This is a genomic window from Corynebacterium halotolerans YIM 70093 = DSM 44683 (assembly GCF_000341345.1).
In the GTDB taxonomy this organism is placed as follows: domain Bacteria; phylum Actinomycetota; class Actinomycetes; order Mycobacteriales; family Mycobacteriaceae; genus Corynebacterium; species Corynebacterium halotolerans.
Genome location: NC_020302.1, coordinates 1,407,471 through 1,430,433 on the forward strand (window position 1 = coordinate 1,407,471; position 22,963 = coordinate 1,430,433).

Here is a 22,963-nt window from a genome sequence, read left to right on the forward strand (position 1 = left end):
TGGGAAGTCGGGGTGGTGGTTAGACTCGGATCCATGGGTTTCACGACGCCGAGCTACGGCCTGACCGACCTGTTCGCCCGCATCGACCGCGGAGACCTGCAGCTGCCTGATTTCCAGCGCGCCTACGCCTGGGACGTCGACCGCATCCGCGCGCTCGTCGTCAGTGTCCTGCGTGGTTACCCGGTCGGCTCCCTGCTCGCGCTCGACACCCGCGGCGAGCCCATGCGCTTCCGGCCGCGTCCCATCGCGGGTGCCCCGGACACCGGGCACGATCCGGGTCTGCTGCTGCTCGACGGCCAGCAGCGTCTGACCACCCTGTACCACTGTCTGCGCGGGGACGGGTACGTCGACACCGTCGACTTCCGGTCCAAGCGCATCCGCCGCACTTTCTGGGTCGACATCGCCCGGGCCGTCGAGGCCCCCGTCATGCCGGACGAGGCCGTGTTCGCCGTCGACGAGAACGGCGGGCTCCGCTCGCACTTCGGCCCGTCCCTCCCCGGTGGCCTCGCCGATCGGGAGGACGCCCTCGCCGCCGGGTGTGTACCGGTCTCCGCCCTGCTGGGGGAGGAGGCCACTGATCTGCTCTTCGATCTCGCCGCCCTGGACGACGGGCGACGGCGCGACGACGTCAAGGCCTTCTACGACCGCATTGTCCGGCCACTGTCGGCCTACGACATCCCGATGATCCGGCTGGGCCGGGAGACCGCGCAGGCGGGCATCGGGTCGATCTTCGCGCAGGCCAACTCCGCGGGCCTGCAGATGGACGTCTTCGAACTGCTCACGGCCGTCTTCGCCTCCGAGGACCCCGATTTCCGGCTCTCGGACGACTGGGCCGGAACCGAACGTCATCTGCGCGACTACCCGGCGCTCGACGACATCGGCCGCACCGAGTTCCTCACGGCCGTCTCCCTGCTGGTCACCGGTCGCCGCGGGCACGCCGCCGGCCAACGCGAGGACATCCTCAATCTGAGCCTGGGAGAGTACCGCGCCGCGACGAGGGAACTGCGCATCACCTTCCGGGAGGCCGCCGAGTTCCTCTCCCAGCGCTGCATCCTCAGCACCGCGCAGGTCCCCTACACCGCCCAGCTCATCCCACTGGCGGTGATCCTCGCCCTGCTCACCGACACCCCGCGGGCGTTGGCCTCGTCGCGGGGCTGGGACCGGCTCAACCAGTGGTTCTGGTGCGGTGTCCTCGGTGAACTCTACGGTTCCGCGGCCGTGATCCACCGCGCCGCCCGCGACGTCGACCAGGTCACCGCCTGGATCCGGGGTGAGGTGGGGGAGGTGCCCCAGTCCGTGGCCGACGCCACCTTCGCCGAGTCCCGTTTCTTCTCCGTACGGGAGGACTCCGGCGCCCACCAGGGCATCTACGCCCTGCTCATGGGGCGCGGGGCCCGCGACTGGCGCACCGCCCAGCCCTTCGACCGCTGGACCTTCGGTGACCTCAACCCCGGTTTCCACCACATCTTCCCGCTGGAGTGGTGCCGGGAGCGCGGGGTGGATCCCGTGCTGGCCGACAGTGTCCTCAACCGCACCCCGATGGGCAAGCGCACCGAGGTCGTGCTCGAGGGGTATTCGCCCTCGCGTTACCTGATCCGCGTCCAGTCCAAGTCCCTGATGGAGGACTCCGAGTTCGACACCGTGCTGGCCACCCACGAACTCGATCCCGAACTGCTGCGGGAGGGCGACGTCGACGCCTTTCTCGCCGACCGTCGTGCGCGGCTGGTCCGCGTCGTGGAGCACGCCATGGGCAAACCGGTCATCCGTGATGTCGACGACGCCAACCTGGCCGGCGGTGACGAGGGGCCGGATGCGTTCGAGCGCTAGCCTGACGCTGCTGTTCGCCGCCGTTCTGGCCCTGGGCGGGTGCGGGGTTGCGGGGCAGGGGCCGGATCCGACGGCCTCCCCGGCCACCGCGACGACGGGGGAGCACCCTCTACGGGAGGCACGGGCGGCCAATCAGTCCCGTTACGTCACCCCGGCCTTCCCGGACACCCCCATGGTGCTCGACGACCCCAACGGTCTGGAGACGAGCCGGTTGTTCTTCGAGCAGTCGGGCACCGTCGTCGTCGCCGGTCCGTCGGATGCGGCGCAGCTGCGTGCGGCGTCAATAGCCGTAGCCTCGCACGCGCCGATGCTCAGTTACAGCGATGAGACGCACCACCCGATCGTCGCCGAGATCGAGCGGCTGGGTGCCTCCCGCGTCCTGCTCGTCGGGGATGTCCAGCTGGCCACCACCTCCGGGAGTCGCGAGGTGATCCGGGATCCCGGCACGCTCGAGGCGCTCGACTACCTCACCGCCCGCCGGTTCACCGGGCAGACCGTCCCCGCTCCCGGGGACATGGTGGCGGACCTCGCCGCGCTGGAGCCGGGCGGCAGTGTTCTGCTGGTCCCGGCGTGGGAGCAGCTGCCCGAGATCCCCGCGGAGGAGGCGAACCTGCCGGCCTTTCCGGCGCAGTCGCGTCGCGACGCCCGCGCGGCGCCGGTGGTGATCGCCACCGCGGCGAGCCCCGTGGTCTCGGTCGCCAACGCCCGCAGCTACGGCGCCGACGTCAGCGTGCTCCCCGATCCGGATCCGGCCTCCTCGCTGGCCTCGATGAAGACGGTGGCGGGACTGGCGGACCGGCCGCTCATCGCGCTCGGCGGGCAGTTCGGCTCATCGGAGGAGCTGGTGGAACGCATTCGGGCGGGGGAGGAGAAGTACAGCTGATGCCCCATAAAGGGCAGGCGTGATGACGGCGGCGATAGGCGGGGGCTAAAGTGTCATTCGTTCCACAACCATCCGTTCAGAGCAGGAGATATCACCAGTGAGCCGTCCCGTCGTCCTGATCGCCGACAAACTCGCCCAGTCCACCGTCGATGCCCTCGGAGACTCCGTGGAGGTGCGCTGGGTCGACGGTCCGAACCGTCCCGAGCTGCTCGCCGCCGTCCCGGAGGCCGATGCTCTCCTGGTCCGCTCCGCCACCACCGTCGACCGTGAGGTCCTCGAGGCCGCTACGAACCTGAAGATCGTCGGCCGTGCCGGCGTCGGTCTGGACAACGTCGACATCGAGGCCGCCACCGAGCGCGGCGTCATGGTCGCCAACGCTCCGACCTCGAACATCCACTCCGCCTGCGAGCACGCCATCTCCCTGCTCCTGTCGACCGCCCGCCAGATCCCGGCCGCGGACGCCACCCTGCGTGAGGGCGAGTGGAAGCGCTCCTCCTTCAAGGGTGTCGAGATCTTCGGCAAGACCGTCGGAATCGTCGGCTTCGGCCACATCGGCCAGCTGTTCGCCCAGCGCCTGGCAGCCTTCGAGACCGAGGTCATCGCCTACGACCCGTACGCGAATCCGACCCGCGCCGCTCAGCTGGGTGTCGAGCTCGTCGAGCTCGAGGAGCTGATGGGCCGCGCCGACTTCGTGACCATCCACCTGCCCAAGACCAAGGAGACCGCCGGCATGTTCAACGCCGAGCTGCTCTCCAAGTCCAAGAAGGGCCAGATCATCATCAACGCCGCCCGTGGTGGCTTGGTGGACGAGCAGGCCCTGGCCGACGCCATCAAGGCCGGACAGATCCGTGGCGCCGGCTTCGACGTCTACGCCACCGAGCCCTGCACCGACTCCCCGCTGTTCGAGCTGGACGAGGTCGTCGTGACCCCGCACCTGGGTGCCTCCACCGCCGAGGCGCAGGACCGCGCCGGCACCGACGTCGCCGACTCCGTGCTCAAGGCACTGGCCGGCGAGTTCGTCGCCGACGCCGTGAACGTCTCCGGCGGCAGGGTCGGCGAGGAGGTCTCCGTCTGGCTGGATCTCACCCGCAAGCTCGGCCTGCTGGCCGGCAAGCTGCTGCCCGCCGCCCCGGTCTCCCTCGAGGTCGAGGCCCGCGGCGAGCTGTCCTCCGAGGACGTCTCCGCCCTGGGGCTGTCCGCCGTCCGGGGCCTGTTCTCCGGTATCATCGAGGAGTCCGTCACCTTCGTCAACGCCCCGACCATCGCCGAGGAGCGCGGTCTGGAGCTGAAGGTCGACACCGCCACCGAGTCCGTGACCCACCGCAGCGTCGTCGAGGTCAAGGCCATCGGCGCCGGTGGTGAGACCGCCACCGTCGTCGGCGCCCTGACCGGCCTGGACCGCGTGGAGAAGATCGTGCGCATCAACGGTCGTGGCGTCGACCTGCGCGCCGAGGGCCGCAACCTCTTCCTGCGCTACACCGACGCCCCGGGGGCGCTGGGCAAGGTGGGCGTCAAGCTGGGCGAGGCCGGCATCAACATTGAGGCGGCCGCCCTGACCCAGGCCGCCAAGGGCGACGGTGCCATCCTGGTCCTGCGCATCGAGTCCGAGGCCCCCCAGGAGATCGTCGACTCCATCTGCGAGGAGCTCGGCGCCAAGGCCATCCAGCTCAACCTGGACTAGTCCGCACCGGTGCCACGCCGCGACCCGGCCCCTTCCGAAAGGAGGGGGCCGGGTTCCGTGCGTTCGGGACCCTTCCGCCACCCCAACTGGTAAAGTCGCCTCCAAGTTCATCTGGTGAGAAAGGATTCCCGCATTATGAAACTGGCAGTCATCGGCGGCGACGGCATCGGCCCCGAGGTCACCGAGGAGGCGCTCAAGGCCCTCCGCGCGGTCCGCGACGACGTCGAGACCACGGACTACGACCTGGGGGCGCGCCGCTACCTGCGCAACGGCGAGCTGCTCACGGAGGAGGACCTGGCCTCCCTGCGCGGGCACGACGCCATCCTGCTCGGCGCCATCGGCGCCCCGGGCGAGGTGCCGCCGGGCGTCCTCGAGCGCGGCCTGCTGCTGAAGATGCGGTTCTCCCTGGATCACCACGTCAACCTGCGGCCCGCCAAGCTGTACCCGACCTCGTCCTCCCCGCTGGCGGAGCCGGGGGAGATCGACTTCGTCGTGGTCCGCGAGGGCACCGAGGGCCTCTACGCCGGCAACGGTGGCGGTCTGCGCGTCGGCACCCCGCACGAGGTGGCCTCCGAGGTCTCCCAGAACACCCGCTACGGCGTCGAACGCGTCGTCCGCGACGCCTTCGAGCGCGCCATGGGCCGCCGCCGGCACCTGACCCTGGTCCACAAGACCAACGTGCTCGTCAACGCCGGTTCGCTGTGGCAGCGCACCGTCGACGAGGTCGCCACGGAGTACCCCGAGGTCACCGTCGAGTACAACCACATCGACGCCGCGACCATCTACATGGTCACCGATCCGGCGCGCTACGACGTGATCGTCACCGACAACCTCTTCGGCGACATCCTCACCGACCTGGCCGGCGCGGTCACCGGTGGCATCGGGCTGGCGGCCTCCGGCAACATCGACGCCACCCGCACCAACCCGTCGATGTTCGAGCCGGTGCACGGCTCCGCCCCGGACATCGCGGGGCAGGGGATCGCCGATCCGTCGGCGGCCATCCTCTCCGTGGCCCTCATGCTGCGCCACCTCGGCGACGAGGACAACGCCGCACGGATCGAGTCCGTCGTGGCCGAGGACGTCGCCGCGCGTGGCGACGCCCCGGTGCGCACTACCGAGGTGGGCGACCGCATCGCCGCCGCGCTGAAGTAGGGCCTGCCGAGGGGCCGGGGAAACCCGACCGCCGTCCGGATCCGGACGGCGGTTTTTCCGTGCCCGGAGGCGAAGCCGTCAGAAGGGTGGTGGGGTGTCCTCCTCGGGGATGCCGTTGTCCTGGTCGTGGAGTCGTTTGCGGTGTTGGGCCTCCTGGCGGGCGCGGTGGTTGCGCTCCTCGCGGCGGCTGTGAAGGGACTGCAGCCACAGGCGGGATGTCCGGGACAAGGGGCCTTCGGGTTCGGTGCAGGTGAAGCGTCCGTCGTCGTGGAGCCAGATGATGTCCCCGGTGTGCGGGTTCATGAAGTAGAACACGACTCCGGAGGTCTTCAGGTTGTGGTCCCTGCGGCACAGTGAGGCGAGGTTTCCCGGCGTGGTGGGCCCGCCGTCGGCGTGGTTGACGCGGTGATCCATCTCGCAGTCGTCGGCAGATTTTCCGCAGTCAGGGCAACGGCAGACCCCGTCACGGCCGACCACGTAGGCACGCATCGCGGCGGGGGTCTGATAGGCGCCGGTGGTGGTGTCGGCAACCTGGTCGATATCGCGGACCTGGGTGGCGCGGGCGACCCACTCGTCGGTGGTGGCCCGGTCGAGCCAGCCGGCTTTGGGTAGGTAGGCCGGGGCGTCGGGGACATCCATCGCCCGGTAGAGGTCGAGGATGACCTTGACCCCCTCATCGCCCATCAGGAGCCTGACGAGTGCCGTGGTGAGGGTGATCTTCTCCGCCTCGGCCAGGGCGCGGACACGCGCGTCGACGGCGACGGCGTCGGCCGGGGTGAGACGGGCGGTGAGTTCGGCGGTGCCGTCGTCGTGGAATTGCAGGGCGTAGGAGTGATCCGGCACGTCGGGTCCGTCCTCGTCGTCGACGGCGATGGAGTCGTCGAGTTCGGTGAGGATGGCGTGGATTTTCGCGACAATGGTTTTGTGGCCGGGCAGGTGCTGGTTCGGCTTCGTCGGTGTCAGGTAGTCGGTGAGTTGGCGGTCGAGCTCCGCGAAGTAGTTGCGTCGGCGGGTGCCAGGGCCCGGTCGATGGCCTGCAGGCGGTGCAGGTCCAGGTGGAAGAGCTCCTCCTGCAGCGCCTGCAGGCGGGGGAGTTCTGCCAGGGTGAGCAGGGCGTTGATCGCATTGTAGTTGTAGCGTCTCGGCTTGCCGGTCACCCGGGACAGCGAGCTGGCGAGCGCGTCGCAGTCCCGCTCCGGGTTGAGAACGTCGGCTTTACGCTTCCAGAAGCGGTACTCGGCCGCGCGCAGAGCGGTGGTGTCGACGGCGTCCGGATCGAGGGCGTTGTTGACGGTGTAGAAGGCCGGCGGATTGCTCGGTGGGGCGGTGGTCAGGGTGGTCGTGGTCACGGTGGGCAGGTCACCTCCTGGGAAGGTGGGCTGGTCGTGGGACGAGAACCTGGTCAGGTATTAGATTGCGTGTTCGAAACTGAAGCTACAACACCGTCCGGACACAACCCCCATAACGGGGGTAAGGCCAGCGTGACCAGGCCAATTCAAGGTTTTCCGGGAAGGTTCGGCGCGCGATATTGGAACACTTCGGCGGTGCGCGGTCCCCCGGAGGGCTGGCCTGGCGGGTGGGCGTGGCGTCGGGACGGGGACGGGCCCGTGCCCCGTTGCCCGCCCCAAAGGGCACCCTTCCGTCTTGTCATATTAAGGGCAGGCTAACCTGGGCAAGGTAAAGCAAACCTAAATAGAGGGCGATATTCGTCTCCTGCCGTCCGGAAGGAGAGCACGTGCCGCGTGTGTCCAGAAGAAGCCTGATGAAGATGAGTCTCGCGGGGGTGCTCGGCGCCTCGCTGCTGCTGACGGCCGGCTGCTCCGGCCGCACCCCGGTCGCCGGGGAGGCCGACGCCGCCTCGGCCGAGCAGATCATCGTTACGGACCAACGAGGGCAGGAGGTGGTCATCGACGGCCCCATCGACACCGCCGCCTTCGCCGTCATCCCCGCCCCGTCGATCTTCGCGGCGGTCGACCGCAGCTACGACAAGGTCGTCGGCATCAACCAGTCCACGCTGGTGGCCAACCGGCAGGGCATGTTCTCCACGATCTTCCCGGAATCCGCGGATTCCCCGACCATCTCCGGCTCCGACTTCGTCCCCAACGTGGAGACGATTCTCAACCTCGATCCGGACGTGGTGATCCAGTGGGGCGACATGGGCGAGGACGTGATCCAGCCGATCGAGGACGCCGGCTTCCCCGTGGTCGGGCTGGATTACGGCACCCAGGAGGACCTCGAGACCGGATCACGTTGTTCTCACAGCTGCTCCAGAAGCCGGAGCGCGGCGAGGAGATCATCGCCTGGCAGCACGAGCGTCGCGACGAGATCGCCGAACGCGTCGCCGCCACCGACCGGCCTGCCCCGCGTGCGATGATGCTCTCAGCCAAGGACGGCAACTTCACCACCTCCAACGGTCAGAGCTACGACGGGTTCCAGTACCCGTTGGCCGGCGTCGAGTTCCTCACCGAGGACTTCCTCTCCGAGTCCGGACAGGTCAACCCCGAGCAGATCCTGGAGTGGGATCCCGAGGTCATCCTGCTCTCCGGCTTCGACGACTCCACCCCGGAGGACATCTACAACGACACCCGGCTGGCCGACGTCACCGCGGTCAAGGACAGGCGCGTCTACAAGAACCCGCTGGGCGCGTACCGCTGGCAGGTGCCCAGCGCGGAGTCGCCGCTGTACTGGCAGTGGCTCAACGAGGTGCTCTACCCGAACCAGGAACTGGCCCCCGAGGAGTCCCTGCGGACCCGGGTGAAGGAGGCCTTCGACGAACTCTACGGTTATGCGATCAGCGAGGACGAGATCGACGCCGTCCTGCGCTTCGACGTGAACGGAGGCTCCGCGGACTATGACCAGTTCGACCGCTGAGCGGACCTACTCCGCTGCTGAACCGCGCCGTCGCAGGACCCTCAGTCCGCGGCTCGTGATCGCGGTGCTGGCGCTGCTGTGTCTGGGCTGCATGCTCGCGGCCCTGGCCATCGGCCGCTACTCCGTGCCCGTCAACGAGGTCCTGCGGATTCTCCTGAGCCCGCTCATCGATCTCGAGCAGACCTGGTACGACTCGGAGTACGCCGCCGTCATGGACATCCGGTTGCCGCGCGTGCTCGTCTCCTGCATTGTCGGCGCCTCCCTGGCCCTGACCGGGGCCACGATGCAGGCGGCGTTCCAGAACCCGCTGGCCAGCTCCCAGATGCTGGGGGTGTCGGCGGGTGCCTCCTTCGGCGGCGTGCTGGCCATCCTCTTCGGCCTGGGCAGCGTCACGCTGGTCGCCGGAAGCTTCGTGGGCGGGGTGCTCGCCCTCGTCATCGTGCTGGGCATCTCCCGGCTCTCACCCGGCGCGCCGCTGCTGGTGATCGTGCTCGCCGGCCTGGTCGTCGGCGCCATGTTCAACGCCTTCGTCTCCTTCATCACTTATGTCGCGGATCCCTACGACACCCTGCCGTCGATCGTCTTCTGGCTCATGGGTTCACTCGCCGCGAGCGACATGTCGACGGTGCTGATCGCCCTGATTCCCGCCCTGGCCGGCGGAACCGTCGTGATGCTGCTGCGATGGCGGCTCAACATCCTGGCGCTGGGCGACGAGGACGCCCGTTCCCTCGGTGGCAACCCGCGTTGGACCCGCACGCTGCTGCTCGGCGTCGTCTCCCTGATGACGGCCGGTGCCGTCGCCGTCGCCGGCGTCATCGGCTGGGTCGGCCTGGTGATCCCGCATCTGGCGCGGATGCTCGTGGGCTCGGACAACCACTCCGTGATTCCGGCCAGCGCCCTGTTGGGTGCCGCGTACCTGACCCTGATCGACACGCTCTCGCGCACCGTCACCGACGCCGAACTGCCCATCGGCATCCTCACCGCCATTATCGGCGCGCCCTTCTTCGTCCTGCTCCTCGTCCGCAACCGCAAGCAACTGTGGGGTTCCCATGACTGACCGCAACGACACCGCACACCCCCGGCCCCTGCTCGAGGCGGACGGCCTGTCCTTCCGCTACGGCCGGGGCAGGTGGATCTTCCGTGACCTGAACCTGTCCCTGGTGCCGGGGGAGATTCTGGCTGTCCTCGGCCCCAACGCCCGCGGCAAGACCACCCTGCTCAAGACACTCAGCGGACTGCAGGAACCCGTCGAAGGCACCGTCACCTCCACGGAGGTGGGCTACGTCCCGCAGAGCCACGCCCCGGCCTTCGGACTGAGTGTGCTGGACATGGTGGTCATGGGCCGCGCCCGCCACATCCGCGCCCACCGCATGCCCGGCAAACAGGACCGGGCCACGGCCCGGTCCGCGCTGGAACGCATCGGTATCGCGGATCTCGCCGACCACAACTATCACGCCCTGTCGGGCGGACAGCGGCAGATGGTGCTCATCGCCCGCGCCCTGGCCTCGGAGTGCTCGGTGCTCGTGCTGGACGAACCCGCCTCCGCGCTCGACCTGCGCAACCAGGCCCGGGTGCTCACCTGCCTGCGTGCGCTGGCCGATGAGGGCATGGGGATCGTGATGACCACCCACCACCCGGACCACGCCCTGCAGATCGCCGAACGCAGCCTGCTGTTCGTCGGCCCGGAGGAACTGGCCGTGGGCACCACCACCGGCCTGCTGCGGGAGGAGACCCTCTCCGAGCTCTACGGGCTCGGCATAGCGCTGTCGGACCTGCGGGTCGGGGAGAACCACCGCCGGGTCATCGTCCCGGACTTCGGCCCCTCCCTGCACACCGTGCCCACCTGCTGACCCCGCACGAGACCCAGACAGAGACCCATACCGAGACCCACCCAGACAGAAAGACATGCCATGAACAATCCGGTGATCAGACTGGTCGGAAGACCGGTCGCGGAGCCCGAACCCGGCCAGGAACCGCTCTTCCACGATGTCGACGTCTATGACCTCGAATATCTCGACTGGTCGGGGACACGGGGCGTGATCATTACCGGGGACGTGGACCAGCTCCACCTCCTCGGGCACCGCGGTCTGCTGAACGACTTCGTCCGTCATGGCGGGCGGGTCCTCATCAACGGCCACGTGCAGCGCCCCTTCCTCGAGAGCCTGGGCACCTGGCGCCGACTCGACTACCGCGGCCCGGACGACCTGGCCCTGACCCGCCTGGTCGATCACCCCGTGTGGCGCGGCGTCGACCTGTTGCGCCTGCAGTTCACGCTGGGCGCCGGCCGCGCACCTGAGGAGGGCCTGGCAGACGAGGCGCAGCTGCGCTCAGAGGGCGTGGCCGGATTCTACGGCCGCGGCTACCTCCTGCCGCTGCCGGAGGGCGCCCGTGTGATCAACGGCCTCGGTCCGCTCCGCGCGCCGATCGACGTGGAGTACCCGCTCGGCAACGGACACGTCCTGGTCCACTGCGGCAATGACCTCGAGCACTTCGCCGCCCCGGAACGTGGCAGCACCCACCTGGCCGAACAGCTGCACGCCTGGCTCGCCGGCCGCATCAGCCCCACCGACCCCGCCCAGGAGGCGTAGATGCCCACCTCTGCAACGCGCTCCGGCATGCCGGGGATCGTGGTCATCCACGGCGGCACACACTCCCAGCTGGCCACTCTCGCGGACCCGGCGCTGCAGGTCTACCGCATCACCCCGGTCCACGTCCGGCACGTCCACCGGCACACGGACACGCTGCACAGCGCGGACGTGATCGTGGTGGCGGACCGGCTGCGCCGGGATCTGCTTCTCGACGCCGCGCCCCACCTCCTCGCCGCGCACGACAACGGGACTGACCTGGTCGTCCTCGGCGAGAACCACGCGGGGGAGTGGGTGCCGGGAATCACGCACGACACCCGTCCCACCATCTTCTGGTGGTGGCGCACCGGCGAGGACTCCCGCATCCGCCCGGTCGCCCCGGAGCACCCCGCATGGGAGATCTTCAGCCGACGGTCCACGGTGTGGCACTACCACGGCGTCGTGCACGGTGGTCCGGCGGCCACGAGCCTGGTGGATCTGCTCACCCCGGAGGGGGAACGGGACGGCTCCCTGCTGCTGGTCGATGAGTCGCGCCGGGCCCGGCTCCTGGTGGCCACGATGGATCCGTTCTACCACCACGGCTCGGGGTTCATGCCCGGCGCCACCCAGCTCCTGCACGCCGTCCTCCAGTGGGCCACCCGTCCTGGGGACCGGGAAGGCACCCGCTAGACAATAAGGAGCGGAAGCCCGTCCGCGCCCCCCTCCCCAACCACACCCGTCCGGGTTCCCGGGCGGGTGTCGTCCCGTCCGGTGGGCCCCTGACCCTTAGACTCGTCCGGGGCGTTTCATGGAAACCGAGTCGAGTTCCCCCTCCGGGGAGCTGACCTTGATTGAGGAGTGTGCAGGGACCACATGAAGAAACTGACTGCCGTTGTCGCGGTGGGCACGACGATCACCCTCCTGGCCGGATGCACCACCTCCGGCTCATCCGGGAGTAACGGGGAGACGCAGGCCCAGGGCTCCGACGGGCCGCCCGCCCTCGAGCTGGCCTCCTCCGAGGTGATCTCCGATTCGGACGGCTCCGGCATCGAGGCCTCGCAGCGGCTCTTCGAGAACTCCGGGACCGTCGTGCTCGCCGGCCCCACCCCGGAGGATCAGCTGCGCGCGGCCTCCATCGCGGTGGCCGCCGGCGCCCCGATGCTCTCCGCCGACGCCGACCGGGCCGCGCTGGTCGAGGAGATCGAGCGGCTGGGTGCCGCGCGCGTCGTCACCGTCGGTGAGGTCGGCGACGTCACGACGCTGGGCGAGGAGGGCGACGTCGAGATCGTCGACGGCGCGGCCACCGACCGGGAGGTCGAAACCCGGCCGGTGAACAGCGAGGCGGAGATCACCGCCGCCGTCGCCGGTCTCGACGCGTCCGAGCCGCAGCTGCTCACCGTCGGCTGGGGGCAGGCCCCCGCGCCGGTGGCGGGGCTGCCCGAGGTCGAGCACACCGAGCACCCCCTCCAGATGCCCCCGATGCTCGCCACCGCGGAGACCGGTGCGGCGGCCGTCGCCACGGCGCGTGCGGCGGGTGCCGACGTCACGGTGCTCGCGGTCGCGGACCCGCGCATCAGCAGCGAGTCCATGGAGCTCGTCTCCGACCAGGACGTTCTGGCGCTGGGTCAGCAGTTCGGCACCGATGAGGAGTTCTCCGAGCTCATCGACCTCGCCGACAACGGCGAGCTGCCGGGTGGCGGCGGCCTGGTCTTCCCGGGTCGTCGCATGATCGCGTTCTACGGCCACCCCTCCGGGCCCGCGCTGGGCGTGATGGGCGAGCAGCCCCCGGCTGAGGCGGTCGCCCGGGTGGAGGAGCACGTGGAGAACTACCAGGCCCTGGTGAACGAGCCCGTCATCCCCGCCTTCGAGATCATCGCGACGGTCGCCTCTGAGTTCCCCGGCGAGGACGGCAACTACTCCAATGAGTTCTCCGTCGAGGATCTCCGCCCCTATGTTGACGCCATCATCGACGCCGGCGGGTATGCGGTGCTGGATCTGCAGCCGGGCCAGGCCTCCTTCCTGGAGCAGGCCAAGCTGTATGAGGAGCTGCTGCTGCACCCGAATGTCGGCCTGGCGCTGGACCCGGAGTGGAACCTGCAGCCCGGGGAGCAGCCGATGCAGCGGATCGGGCACGCCGAGGCGCACGAGGTCAATGAGGTCTCCGAGTGGTTGGCGAATCTGGTCCGGGAGAATGACCTGCCGCAGAAGGCTCTGGTCCTGCACCAGTTCCAGCTGCAGATGCTGCGCGACCGGGAGCAGATCAACACCGATCATCCGGAACTGGCCTTCGTGCTCCACGCCGACGGCAACGGCGTTCCGGAGCAGAAGTTCGACACCTGGAACGTCCTCCGACAGGGACTGTCCGAGGACTACTTCATGGCCTGGAAGAACTTCATCGACGAGGATTCGCCGATGTTCACCCCGGAGCAGACCTACGACATCGAACCCCGCCCCTGGTTCGTCTCCTATCAGTAGCCGGCGTGCCAGAGAATTCCCGCCGAACCCGTCCGTGCCCCGAGCGGGTTTTCTACTGTGGAGGCCATGAGCATCGAACTCGAGGAGGTCCGCGACTTCCTCGCCGACCACGAGCCCTTCATGCGGCTGCCCGCCGAGGAACTCGATCGGTTGCCCGCCCTGATGACCATGCGTTACGTCCGGCGCGGCGAGACCGTCATCCACCGCGGGGCACCCAATGACTCCCTCCACATCATCCGTTCCGGGGCCATCGACGTCATCGGCAAGGGTGACCTGCTGCTCGACCGGCGCGACACCGGCAGCAGCTTCGGTTACTCCACGCTGACGGGGGAGAACCCCTCGCGCTACAACATGGTCGCCGTGGAGGACAGTCTGCTCATCGAGCTGCCGCGCGAGGAGTTCCTCGCCCTGGGCGAGCGCAACCCGGACATCATGCGTTTCTTCTCCTCCCAGTCGCGCCGCATCCGCGCGGCCGCAGAGGAACTGCGCAAGAGCGCCTCCTCGGAGGTGCTGCGTACGAGGCTGGGGGAGTTCAAGATCCCCGAACCGAAGGGCACGTCCCCGCGCACCTCCATCCGCGACGCCGCCCGGATGATGGAGGAATCCAACGTCTCCTCCCTGTTGATCATCGAGGACGGCGGGCTCCGCGGCATCGTCACCGACCGTGATCTGCGCGGCCGGGTCGTCGCCACCGGTCTCGGCATCGACCTGCCGGTCTCCGAGATCATGACCCCCGATCCACGAACCGTCAGCTCCGACAGCCTGGCCTTCGAGGCGATGCTGTTCATGGCGGAGCTGTCGATCCACCACCTGCCGATCGTCGACGACGGCGAGGTCACCGGCATCGTCACCACCGCCGACATCATGCGGTTGCTGCGCCACGACCCGATCTATCTCACCGCCGATCTGACCAGGAGAAATTCTCCTGATGAGCTCATCGACTCCTACTCACGGGCCTCCGAGGTCGCCGCCCGCTTCATCGACCGCGGCGCCTCCGCCGAGGAGACCGCCGGACTGATGACCATCGCGGCCGACGCCCTGGCCCGTCGGCTGCTCACCATCGCCGAGGAGCGCTTCGGCGCCCCGCCGGTGCCCTACGCCTTCGTGGTCCTGGGTTCCCAGGGCCGGCGCGAGATGGGGCTGGCCTCCGACCAGGACAACGCCCTGGTGCTCTCCGACGACTACGACGAGGCCGCCCACGGTGAATACTTCGCCCGGCTGAGCAGTTTCGTGTGCCAGGGGCTCGACACCGCCGGGCAGGTGCTGTGCCCCGGCGACATGATGGCCTCCAACCCGCAGTGGCGCCAGAGTGTGAGCCAGTGGGAGGACACCTTCCACACCTGGGTGACCGCCCCGGAGGCCGACGCCCTGCTGCACGCGCAGACCTTCTTCGACTTCCGCGCCATCCACGGGGACCGGACGCTCGCCGACGCCGTCCACGCCTCCGCCGTGAACATGGGGCAGGGCTCCCGGCGCCTGCACGCCCACCTGGCCAGTCTGGCCGCCCGCCGTGAGCCACCGCTGACCTTCTTCCGCGGGCTCGTCGTCGACCGCTCGGGCCAGTACGCCAACACCCTCAACGTGAAGAAGGGCGGGACCGCCGGCATCGTGCAGATGGCCCGTATCTTCGCCATCAGCGCGGGCATCGAGGCCGTCGGCACGCGCCAGCGTCTGACCCAGTCCGCCGGGGTGTCCGTCTCCGAACGCGGCGCGCAGGACCTGCTCGACGCCTTCGAGTACCTGCGCATGATCACCCTGCGTCACCAGGCGGAGCAGCTGCGCCTCGGCGAGGACCCCGACTACAACATCGACCCGAAGCAGCTGTCGAAGATGGACCGGGACCACCTGCGCGACAGCTTCCAGATCATCAAGAACATGCAGAACGCCCTGGCCACCAGGTACCCGGTCAGGAGCATCTGATGGCACTGTTCCGCCGGGAGAGACCCACCGGACCGCTCGCAGATTTTGCCGCCGTCCCCGCCCCGGAGCCGCGGACCCCGCTCGAGGACCTGCCGGTGCTGGCCGTCGACGTCGAGACGACCGGTCTCAAGCCGAAACGGGACACGTTGCTGTCCATCGGCTGGGTGCCGGTCAACGGCGACGTCATCGATCTCTCGGGGGCCGGCTACGTCGTCCTGCAGGGCGGGGACGTGGGGGACTCGGCGACCATCCACCACCTCACCGACGACCAGGTGGCCCTCGGCGTCGACACGCCCACGGCGCTGGCGATGCTGCTCGAGGCACTGGCCGGGCGGGCGATGGTGGCGCACTTCGCGGCCATGGAGACCGGGTTCCTCTCGCACGCCTGCCGCCGCCACTTCGGGGCCGGGCTCCGGGTGCCGGTGATCGACACCTTCGCCCTGGAGCGCCGCCGCATGGAGCGCATCGGCACCTATCCCCGCGGCGAGGATCTGCGGCTCCCGCGGGTGCGGCGGCGTTACGGTCTGCCGTTCTACCGCAGCCACAACGCCCTGACCGACGCCCTGGGCTGCGCGGAGCTCTACCTGGCGTTCAAGGCCCACGCCGCCTCCTCGACCCTGAAGGACCTGCAGGGGTAGGGCAGCGGTGGGGGATGTCAGGCGTCCCCGGGATAGGTGAGGCTTCCGTCGGCGCCGACCTCGGCACCCTCGTTGAGCTTCGCGGGCGTGAGCTTGCCCGGTCCCATGAGGTGGAGGACCGTCTCGCCGCGGGCCAGGAGGTGATCGGCGATGATCCTCCGGTGGCAGCGCCACCACACGGCCTCGGCGCACAACAGCGTGGGGCGGGCCGCGTCCCCGCCCCGCAGCTCGGTCAGGCCCTCCTGAAATTCCCCGGAGAGGGCGTAGTCGGCGTAGTTGTGGAAGCTGCGGTTCTCCCAGAAGCCGTTGACCTCGGCGGGAATGTCCTTCTGCCGGGGACGGCGCCCGGTGAGGGAGGGCGCGTGGCGGTAACCGATCCCGGCCTCCCGCAGTGCGGGTGCCAGGTTCTCCCGGTCGAACCACGGGTACTTCCGGGAACCCGGCAACCGGCGTACGTCGACGACCATGTCCGCCCCGGCCCCGCGGAGCATGTCGAGGAACTCCCCGAGCTCCCGGTTGGAGTGGCCCACGGTGAGGAACTCAGTCATCATCGGCCTCCTTACGCGGTGGGCCCGATGCTACCCGCGACCGGGCGCGCCGGGCACCCCGCTACAGTTCCGGGCGGGATTAACAAGCATGCGAACTTAAACTTCGCAGAGTAGTGCGAGCGTGTTGACGTTGACGCATCACACTGTGAATTCCGGCGGGTAAAACTGCAGCTCGACGGGAACATTCAGGGGCCACCCCGAATCGACCGGTGCCCGCGGGGCTTGTAGGATGACCGTTATGCGTTATGGAAGAATCGCCACCCCGGATGGCATGTGTTTCGCTGTGATCGACGGCGCCGAGGACAACAACGAGAAGCTGGTGGCCAAGGAGATCGAGGGCACCCCCTTCACCGAGCCGAACTACACCGGCCGTGAGTGGGCGCTGGAGGACGTGAAACTCCTCGCCCCGATGCTGCCGAGCAAGGTCGTGGCCATCGGCCGCAACTACGCCGACCACGTGGCCGAGGTGTTCCAGAAGTCCGCCGACTCCCTGCCCCCGACCCTGTTCCTCAAGCCCCCGACCTCCGTCGTCGGCCCCGAGGCCGCCATCAAGATCCCCGAGTTCGCCACCAAGGTCGAGTTCGAGGGCGAGCTGGCTGTCGTCATCGGTAAGCCCTGCAAGAACGTCAAGGCTGAGGACTGGAAGTCCGTCGTTCTCGGCTACACCATCGTCAATGACGTCTCCTCCCGCGACCTGCAGTTCGCCGACGGCCAGTGGGCGCGCGCCAAGGGCATCGACACCTTCTGCCCGCTGGGCCCCTGGATCGAGACCGACCTCGACGCCGTTGACGTCGACGACCTGCCGATCAAGGCGCGCCTGACCCACGAGGGCGTGACCGAGACGAAGCAGGACTCCAACTCCCAGCAGATGATCATGAAGATGGGGGAGATCATCGAGTTCATCACCGCCTCCATGACCCTGCTGCCGGGCGACGTCATCTGCACCGGTTCCCCCGCGGGAACCGAGGCCATGGTCCCGGGCGACTACATCGAGGTCGAGATCCCGGGCATCGGCAAGCTCGGCAACCCGATTGAACGTGCCTGAGCACCATCCTGACCGGGAGGACTTCGGGTCCTTCTACGCGGGGAGCCGGAAATGGTCCGGCAACCCCAATGCGGCGCTGGTCCGCGAGGCCGGCCCGCTGAATCCGGGCACCGCGCTCGACGTCGGATACGGGGAGGGCGCCGACGTCGTCTGGCTCGCCGAACACGGCTGGCGGACGACCGGTATCGACCCGGTGGACACGACCCTCGGGCGCGCCCGTGCCCTGGCCGACGCCCGCGGCGTCGCTGTGGAGCTCCGGCGCGCCGGGGTGGGGGAGTTCGTCCCCGGCCAGCCCTTCGACCTCGTGGCCTGCAGCTACCTGCCGGTGGGACCGGAGGCCGTCGCGGCCGTCGAACAGCTCGTCGCCCCGGGCGGCACCCTGCTGTGGGTCCACCACGACTTCGGCCCGCAGGGCCGTTCCGGCATCATCTCACCCGCGCAGGTGGCGCAGCTGCTGGGCACGGAATTCACCGTGCACACCCTGGAGACCGTCAACCGCGGCATCACCCACGGTGCCGGAGCCCACCACACCCGCGACGTGGTGCTGGTGGCCGGAAGAACCGGTTAGAGCCCCAGCGAGCGCAGAATCGTCCGCAGCTTCGCGGTCGTCTCCTCGAGTTCCTCCTCGGCGACCGAGTCCGCCACGATGCCGCCGCCGGCCCACGCCCGGGCCGAGCGGCCGTCGCCGGCGACCTCCGCACAGCGGATGGCCACCATGTACTCGCCGTCGCCGGAATCATCGCACCAGCCGACCGCGCCCGAGTAGAACCCGCGGTCCGACTCCGCCGTCTGAATCAGTGCCTCCGCCGCATCCGTCGGGGTACCGCAGATCGCCGGCGTGGGGTGCACCCGCAGCGCCAGCTCAAGCGCGGTCGTCGCCGGATCCTTCAGGGTGCCGACGATCGGGGTGGCCAGGTGCCACATCTCGTTCGTCTTCGTCACCTCCGGGTGGGCCGGGATGTCCAGCCGCGAGCACAGCGGCGCGAGTGCGGTGCGGAGATGGTCGACGACGAACTGGTGCTCACTCAGATCCTTGCCGGAGGTGCGCAGCCGCGTGCCGACGACCGCGTCGCGGTCCCGGTCGGCCTCGCGTGGCGCGGAGCCCGCCAGGGGATAGGCCGACACCGTCGAACCCTGGCGCTTGACCAGCACCTCGGGGGAGGAACCGACGATCATGTGGCCCTCGCGTCCGGCCGGGGTCAGATCCGCGATGAACCCGTCCCGGTTGAAGGAGTTGTCGATCAGGCGCGCGGCCACCAGCAGGGGGTCGACCGGTGGGTCGAAGGCGATGTCCACCGCCCGCGCCAGCACGACCTTGTCCAGCTTCGACTGGCGAATGGTGCCGATCGCGGCCTCCACCCGGCGCAGGTGCTCCTGCGGCTCCGGATCGACGCCGCTGATCGCGGCGTGCAGCACCGAGCCCGGGCCCTGCCGGTAATGGGAGTGCGGCTCCAGCGGGCCGTCCTCCCGGATGATCGACTCCGGCACGGTCAGCGCGGCCAGAGCGCCACGGTCGAAGGGCAGCGCGCCGACGACCATCGGCACCCGCCCCGCGCGCAGTGCCTCCACCGCCGCCCAGGGATCGGTGAAGGATTCCACGCACCCCTGGGTACGCACCGACCCGTGCGCACGGGAGAGTAGGAAGTCCGGCGCGGTGACAGGTCGGTGGGCACACATGGCTGAATAGTTTAGCGCCCGGGCATTTGCTTTCGCCCGAACGGTCACCGAATATACCGGAGTGCCTCCTCGTCGCCTCCTTCCCCTGCTGACAGCCGGGCTTCTGGCCCTCGGCTCCGTCGCGCCCGCGCACGCGCAGTCCTCACTGCCCGCTCACTCCCCGGGCTCATCCGCGTCGTCGCTGCCCACGCTGTCCTCCGGCGGCGCAACGTCGTCCGAGTACCCCGAACATCCCGGAATCGTGCCGGACACCACCGTCCGGCTGGAGGTGCCCGTGCCGGGCGGCCCAACCCGGGACGTCCTGATCTCGCTGCCCGAGAACTACGACCCGACCCGGACCTACCCCGTGTGGCTGGCGTACCCGGGCCGGTCCATCAGCCCCGAACACATGTCGACCGACACGGGCCTGCAGGTGGCCTCCGACGCGATCGTCGCCTACGGACGCGGGGAGGGCGGGGCCTGGGCCGGCGCCCCGTACGCCGTGACGGACATGGCGGAGGACATCGCGTACTCGCGCGCCGTCGTCGACCGGATCGCGCAGGACCACCTAATCGACCGTGACCGGGTGTACGCCATCGGGCACTCGAACGGCGGCGGCTTCGCACTCGCCCTCGCCTGCCACGCCCCCGACCTGGTCGCGGGCGTGGTCGGCGTCTCGGGCATCTACTACAACCCCGGCACCCCGGCCTCCGGCAGGTGCGCCGGACAACCGGTGCCGGTCATGATCATCCACTCGCGCAACGACGGGCTCTCCCTGATCGAGGGCGCGACCGCCCACGGCGTTCCTTATGTCGGGGCCGCGGCGATGGTCGGAATCCATGCGGCGATCAACGGCTGCGGTGGCGCGACGACCCGTCCGGTCGCGCCCGGGGTGACGGCCCACGTCCGGCAGGGCTGCGAGGCCGCCACGGAACTCATCCTCTCCGAATCCGACGGTCACGGCTGGCCGCACTACTCGGCCTTCGAAGCGTGGGACTTCCTGTCAGCTCAGAACCTCTGATCGGGCATTTTCCACGGTACGTAGGAGTTCGCTGAGAGGGTGGCCGCGGCGCTGTCCGACCACCGGCGAGGCAGCTAGCGTGGGCGGATGTGAGCCGTCACGCCAGAGCCCCGCAGCCCAACCGCCACCGGCGGCTGGCCCTCATCGCCGCCGCGCTCGTCGTCCCCCTGGGCGCCGTCGCCGTGCAGGGCGCCTCCGGGTCCGATGACCCACCCCCGCCCGAGGATGCGGCGCAGACCGTCGCCCGGGACGTGGCGCCCGCACCTCAATCCGAGGAGCCGACCCCCGAGCCGCCCGTGTCCGTGGGACTCTCCGATGAGGAGGTCGCGGCCTTCGTCCCGGCGCTGAAAACCGCCGCGCCGGGCACCCTGAATTCCGTCACGCTGACCATGCCGGACGGGCAGGAGCGGCGCTACCTCTACTCGGTACCCGTCGGCGCGGACCCGCAGGAACCGCTGCCGGTGCTGCTGGCCATGGGCGGGTGGACCGATCCACCGGAGAACTTCCTGCGTTATGCGGGCTTCGACACCTCGGCCGCCGCCTCCGAGGCGGTGGTGGTCTACCCGGCGGGCGTGACCAACGCCTGGGCCGGAGCCCCCTACTCCGCGACGGGGGAGGACGAGGACATCAGCTTCCTACGGGCCGTGATCGCCCAGCTGGAGACCGCTCTGCCGATCGACCGGGACCGCGTCACGGCCGTCGGCATGTCCAACGGCGGCGGCATGGCCCTCGAGCTGGCGTGCCACGCCCCCGACCTGGTCGCCGGCGTGGCGGCGGTTTCCGGTGCGTTCTACGAGGGAATCACCACCGGCTGCCGGGACACCCCGGTGGCCACCCAGATCATCCACGGCACCGACGACGAACTGCTCAACTACGGCGGCGGCGTCCTCCACGACACGCCCTATCTGCCGGTGGAGGAGGTCGTCCGGTGGCAGGGCACGCGCAACGGCTGCTCCACGGAGGCCCCGGAGTCGACCCCGCTCGGCGACAACTCCGACCGGCTGGTGCTGCCGGACTGCACCGTCGAGACCGAACACATCCGGGTCAACGGCGGCTTCCACGACTGGTACATCGACCCGTCCACCCCGGATGAAACCTGGGAGTTCCTCTCGCGCCAGCACGCCGCCGCGGGCTGATCCGGCTCGTCTACCATGATGGGCATGACTGACGTACGCGTACGATTCTGCCCGTCGCCCACCGGAACCCCGCACGTGGGCCTGGTGCGCACCGCCCTGTTCAACTGGGCATATGCCCGCCACACCAACGGCACCCTGGTGTTCCGCATCGAGGACACCGACGCCGCCCGCGACTCCGAGGATTCCTACCAGGCCATCATCGACGGCCTGAACTGGCTCGGCCTGGACTGGGACGAGGGCGTCGAGAAGGGCGGTCCCCACGAGCCCTACCGTCAGTCCCGGCGCATGGACATCTACGCGGATGTGCTGAAAAAGCTCATCGACGCCGGGGAGGTCTACCCGGCCTACTCCACGGCCGAGGAAGTCGAGGAGCGCCACAAGGCCGCCGGCCGCGACCCCAAGCTCGGCTACGACAACCACGACCGCACCCTGACCGAGGAGCAGATCGCCGCGTTCGAGGCGGAGGGCCGTAAGCCGGTCTGGCGTCTACGCATGCCGGACAAGAACTGGGCCTGGACCGATCTGGTCCGCGGTGAGGTTGAGTTCAAGGCCGCCACCCAGCCGGACTTCGTCGTGGCCCGCTCCAACGGCCAGCCCCTCTACACGTTGGTCAACCCGGTCGACGACGCCCTGATGCGGATCACCCACGTACTGCGTGGCGAGGACCTCCTGCCGTCCACCCCCCGCCAGATCGCCCTCTACGAGGCCCTGCAGCGCATCGGCGTGGCCGAATTCACCCCGCAGTTCGGGCACCTGCCGTTCGTCATGGGCGAGGGCAACAAGAAGCTGTCCAAGCGCGACCCGCAGTCCGATCTGTTCAAGCACCGCGAGGCGGGCATCATCCGCGAGGGCATGCTCAACTACCTCGCCCTGCTCGGTTGGTCCCTGTCCGCGGACGAGGACATCTTCACCGTCGACCAGCTCGTGGAGAACTTCGACATCGCCGATGTGCTGGGCAACCCCGCCCGCTTCGACCAGAAGAAGCTCGAGGCCATCAACGCCGACCACATCCGTCTGCTGGAGCCGGCGGATTTCGAGCAGCGCCTGCGCGCCCACCTGACCGAGTTCACCGACTTCCCGGCCGATTACCCGGCCGAGAAGTTCCACGTCGCCGCCGACCTGGTGCACACCCGCATCAAGACCCTCGGCGACGCCTACGGCCTGATGAAGTTCCTCGTCACCCCCGACGCGGACCTCGCGCTCGACGAGAAGGCCGCCCGCAAGAACCTCAAGGAGGACGCCGTCGAGCCGCTCGAGGCCGGCATCGCGGCCCTTGAGGCGGTCGGGGAGTGGACCACCCCCGAGATCGAGGCCGCCCTGTCCAAGGCCCTGATCGAGGACCTCGGCCTCAAGCCACGCAAGGCCTACGGCGCACTGCGCGTGGCCATCTCCGGCGAGGCGATCTCCCCGCCGCTGTTCGAGTCCATGGAGCTGCTCGGGCGCGAATCAACGCTCGCCCGGCTCCGGGCGGCCCGCCAGGTCACCCCCTGGCAGGCCTCCGAGTAACAGGCGCGCAAGAGGCGGGGTGCATCCGTGAACACGGATG

The 22,963-nt window shown here is 69.3% G+C and carries 22 protein-coding genes; 18 read left to right on the top strand and 4 right to left on the bottom strand.

Translation table 11 applies throughout. From position 1 onward, the window contains the following. The first annotated feature begins 33 nt into the window (after positions 1-33). From A605_RS06550 to A605_RS06565, 4 genes are all read left to right on the top strand, one after another. Positions 34-1,827 carry a GmrSD restriction endonuclease domain-containing protein gene (locus A605_RS06550; RefSeq protein WP_015400722.1) on the top strand — a complete coding sequence of 598 codons (1,794 nt, stop codon included), beginning with the start codon at positions 34-36 and terminating at the stop codon, positions 1,825-1,827. Then, on the top strand, positions 1,811-2,710 hold the full coding sequence (locus tag A605_RS06555; protein WP_015400723.1) for a hypothetical protein: 900 nt from the start codon (positions 1,811-1,813) through the stop codon (positions 2,708-2,710). The genes A605_RS06550 and A605_RS06555 overlap by 17 nt, the downstream gene beginning before the upstream one ends. 88 nt (positions 2,711-2,798) lie before the next feature. Continuing rightward, positions 2,799-4,391, top strand: a complete 1,593-nt coding sequence (gene serA / locus A605_RS06560) for a phosphoglycerate dehydrogenase (protein ID WP_027004469.1) — start codon at positions 2,799-2,801, stop codon at positions 4,389-4,391. Between the two features lie 135 nt (positions 4,392-4,526). Beyond that, positions 4,527-5,543, top strand: coding sequence for a 3-isopropylmalate dehydrogenase (locus A605_RS06565; RefSeq protein WP_015400725.1), 1,017 nt, complete (start codon positions 4,527-4,529; stop codon positions 5,541-5,543). 78 nt (positions 5,544-5,621) lie between these two features. On the opposite strand, the gene A605_RS15825 is transcribed toward A605_RS06565, so the two are convergent. Both A605_RS15825 and A605_RS15830 read right to left on the bottom strand, forming a co-directional pair. Continuing rightward, entirely contained in the window at positions 5,622-6,386 is a 765-nt protein-coding gene (locus tag A605_RS15825; RefSeq protein WP_051625652.1) for an HNH endonuclease, read from the bottom strand. Between the two features lie 116 nt (positions 6,387-6,502). Next, complete coding sequence (locus tag A605_RS15830) at positions 6,503-6,892, bottom strand: hypothetical protein (RefSeq protein WP_051625653.1); 390 nt, start codon at positions 6,890-6,892, stop codon at positions 6,503-6,505. Between the two features lie 395 nt (positions 6,893-7,287). On the opposite strand from A605_RS15830, the gene A605_RS15835 reads away from it, so the two are divergent. From A605_RS15835 to A605_RS06610, 9 genes are all read left to right on the top strand, one after another. Continuing rightward, the gene (locus A605_RS15835) at positions 7,288-7,917 is read left to right on the top strand and encodes a TroA family protein (protein ID WP_244429013.1); all 630 of its coding nucleotides are present in this window, start codon (positions 7,288-7,290) and stop codon (positions 7,915-7,917) included. After that, a complete protein-coding gene (locus A605_RS15005) occupies positions 7,839-8,414 on the top strand; it encodes an ABC transporter substrate-binding protein (RefSeq protein WP_244429028.1) in 576 nt (191 codons plus the stop codon). The genes A605_RS15835 and A605_RS15005 overlap by 79 nt, the downstream gene beginning before the upstream one ends. Beyond that, positions 8,395-9,471, top strand: a complete 1,077-nt coding sequence (locus tag A605_RS06580) for a FecCD family ABC transporter permease (protein ID WP_027004470.1) — start codon at positions 8,395-8,397, stop codon at positions 9,469-9,471. Before A605_RS15005 ends, A605_RS06580 begins: the two co-directional genes overlap by 20 nt. Further along, positions 9,464-10,264, top strand: a complete 801-nt coding sequence (locus A605_RS06585) for an ABC transporter ATP-binding protein (RefSeq protein WP_015400727.1) — start codon at positions 9,464-9,466, stop codon at positions 10,262-10,264. The genes A605_RS06580 and A605_RS06585 overlap by 8 nt, the downstream gene beginning before the upstream one ends. A 60-nt stretch (positions 10,265-10,324) precedes the next feature. Continuing rightward, the gene (locus A605_RS06590; RefSeq protein WP_015400728.1) at positions 10,325-11,002 is read left to right on the top strand and encodes a hypothetical protein; all 678 of its coding nucleotides are present in this window, start codon (positions 10,325-10,327) and stop codon (positions 11,000-11,002) included. After that, positions 11,003-11,668 carry a hypothetical protein gene (locus A605_RS06595; protein ID WP_015400729.1) on the top strand — a complete coding sequence of 222 codons (666 nt, stop codon included), beginning with the start codon at positions 11,003-11,005 and terminating at the stop codon, positions 11,666-11,668. 183 nt (positions 11,669-11,851) lie between these two features. Further along, the gene (locus tag A605_RS06600) at positions 11,852-13,453 is read left to right on the top strand and encodes a hypothetical protein (RefSeq protein WP_015400730.1); all 1,602 of its coding nucleotides are present in this window, start codon (positions 11,852-11,854) and stop codon (positions 13,451-13,453) included. 66 nt (positions 13,454-13,519) lie between these two features. Continuing rightward, complete coding sequence (locus tag A605_RS06605; protein ID WP_015400731.1) at positions 13,520-15,373, top strand: DUF294 nucleotidyltransferase-like domain-containing protein; 1,854 nt, start codon at positions 13,520-13,522, stop codon at positions 15,371-15,373. After that, entirely contained in the window at positions 15,373-16,011 is a 639-nt protein-coding gene (locus tag A605_RS06610) for an exonuclease domain-containing protein (protein ID WP_015400732.1), read from the top strand. Before A605_RS06605 ends, A605_RS06610 begins: the two co-directional genes overlap by 1 nt. Before the next feature lie 17 nt (positions 16,012-16,028). On the opposite strand, the gene A605_RS06615 is transcribed toward A605_RS06610, so the two are convergent. Further along, positions 16,029-16,559: a DUF488 domain-containing protein gene (locus A605_RS06615; protein WP_015400733.1), complete on the bottom strand. Its 531-nt coding sequence runs from the start codon at positions 16,557-16,559 to the stop codon at positions 16,029-16,031. Positions 16,560-16,797: 238 nt separating this feature from the next. On the opposite strand from A605_RS06615, the gene A605_RS06620 reads away from it, so the two are divergent. Together A605_RS06620 and A605_RS06625 are read left to right on the top strand one after the other, a co-directional pair. Beyond that, positions 16,798-17,604: a fumarylacetoacetate hydrolase family protein gene (locus tag A605_RS06620; RefSeq protein WP_015400734.1), complete on the top strand. Its 807-nt coding sequence runs from the start codon at positions 16,798-16,800 to the stop codon at positions 17,602-17,604. Next, positions 17,597-18,172 carry a class I SAM-dependent methyltransferase gene (locus A605_RS06625; protein ID WP_015400735.1) on the top strand — a complete coding sequence of 192 codons (576 nt, stop codon included), beginning with the start codon at positions 17,597-17,599 and terminating at the stop codon, positions 18,170-18,172. The genes A605_RS06620 and A605_RS06625 overlap by 8 nt, the downstream gene beginning before the upstream one ends. Here the strand turns inward: A605_RS06625 and A605_RS06630 are convergent. Continuing rightward, positions 18,169-19,281: an isochorismate synthase gene (locus A605_RS06630; protein WP_027004475.1), complete on the bottom strand. Its 1,113-nt coding sequence runs from the start codon at positions 19,279-19,281 to the stop codon at positions 18,169-18,171. The two genes, A605_RS06625 and A605_RS06630, sit on opposite strands and share 4 nt — an antisense overlap. 61 nt (positions 19,282-19,342) lie before the next feature. Here A605_RS06630 and A605_RS06635 point away from each other — a divergent pair, with 61 nt between their 5' ends. The 3 genes from A605_RS06635 (at position 19,343) to gltX (ending at position 22,923) form a co-directional block, all read left to right on the top strand. Further along, positions 19,343-20,281 carry a CE1 family esterase gene (locus tag A605_RS06635; protein ID WP_081602096.1) on the top strand — a complete coding sequence of 313 codons (939 nt, stop codon included), beginning with the start codon at positions 19,343-19,345 and terminating at the stop codon, positions 20,279-20,281. Positions 20,282-20,370: 89 nt separating this feature from the next. Then, positions 20,371-21,417: a CE1 family esterase gene (locus A605_RS14785; RefSeq protein ID WP_015400738.1), complete on the top strand. Its 1,047-nt coding sequence runs from the start codon at positions 20,371-20,373 to the stop codon at positions 21,415-21,417. 15 nt (positions 21,418-21,432) lie between these two features. Next, on the top strand, positions 21,433-22,923 hold the full coding sequence (gene gltX / locus A605_RS06645) for a glutamate--tRNA ligase (protein WP_027004476.1): 1,491 nt from the start codon (positions 21,433-21,435) through the stop codon (positions 22,921-22,923). Positions 22,924-22,963 lie beyond the last annotated feature (40 nt).

What these genes read in the sequence shown, in the direction of transcription:
- A605_RS06565 (WP_015400725.1), top strand. Translation starts at nt 4,527, where the DNA reads ATGAAACTGGCAGTCATCGGCGGCGACGGCATCGGCCCCGAGGTCACC.
- A605_RS06550 (WP_015400722.1), top strand. Translation starts at nt 34, where the DNA reads ATGGGTTTCACGACGCCGAGCTACGGCCTGACCGACCTGTTCGCCCGC.
- A605_RS06630 (WP_027004475.1), bottom strand. Translation starts at nt 19,281, where the DNA reads ATGTGTGCCCACCGACCTGTCACCGCGCCGGACTTCCTACTCTCCCGT.
- A605_RS06590 (WP_015400728.1), top strand. Translation starts at nt 10,325, where the DNA reads ATGAACAATCCGGTGATCAGACTGGTCGGAAGACCGGTCGCGGAGCCC.
- A605_RS06610 (WP_015400732.1), top strand. Translation starts at nt 15,373, where the DNA reads ATGGCACTGTTCCGCCGGGAGAGACCCACCGGACCGCTCGCAGATTTT.
- A605_RS06595 (WP_015400729.1), top strand. Translation starts at nt 11,003, where the DNA reads ATGCCCACCTCTGCAACGCGCTCCGGCATGCCGGGGATCGTGGTCATC.
- A605_RS06605 (WP_015400731.1), top strand. Translation starts at nt 13,520, where the DNA reads ATGAGCATCGAACTCGAGGAGGTCCGCGACTTCCTCGCCGACCACGAG.
- A605_RS06615 (WP_015400733.1), bottom strand. Translation starts at nt 16,559, where the DNA reads ATGACTGAGTTCCTCACCGTGGGCCACTCCAACCGGGAGCTCGGGGAG.
- A605_RS06620 (WP_015400734.1), top strand. Translation starts at nt 16,798, where the DNA reads ATGCGTTATGGAAGAATCGCCACCCCGGATGGCATGTGTTTCGCTGTG.
- A605_RS06585 (WP_015400727.1), top strand. Translation starts at nt 9,464, where the DNA reads ATGACTGACCGCAACGACACCGCACACCCCCGGCCCCTGCTCGAGGCG.
- gltX (WP_027004476.1), top strand. Translation starts at nt 21,433, where the DNA reads ATGATGGGCATGACTGACGTACGCGTACGATTCTGCCCGTCGCCCACC.
- A605_RS06600 (WP_015400730.1), top strand. Translation starts at nt 11,852, where the DNA reads ATGAAGAAACTGACTGCCGTTGTCGCGGTGGGCACGACGATCACCCTC.
- A605_RS06580 (WP_027004470.1), top strand. Translation starts at nt 8,395, where the DNA reads ATGACCAGTTCGACCGCTGAGCGGACCTACTCCGCTGCTGAACCGCGC.
- A605_RS06555 (WP_015400723.1), top strand. Translation starts at nt 1,811, where the DNA reads ATGCGTTCGAGCGCTAGCCTGACGCTGCTGTTCGCCGCCGTTCTGGCC.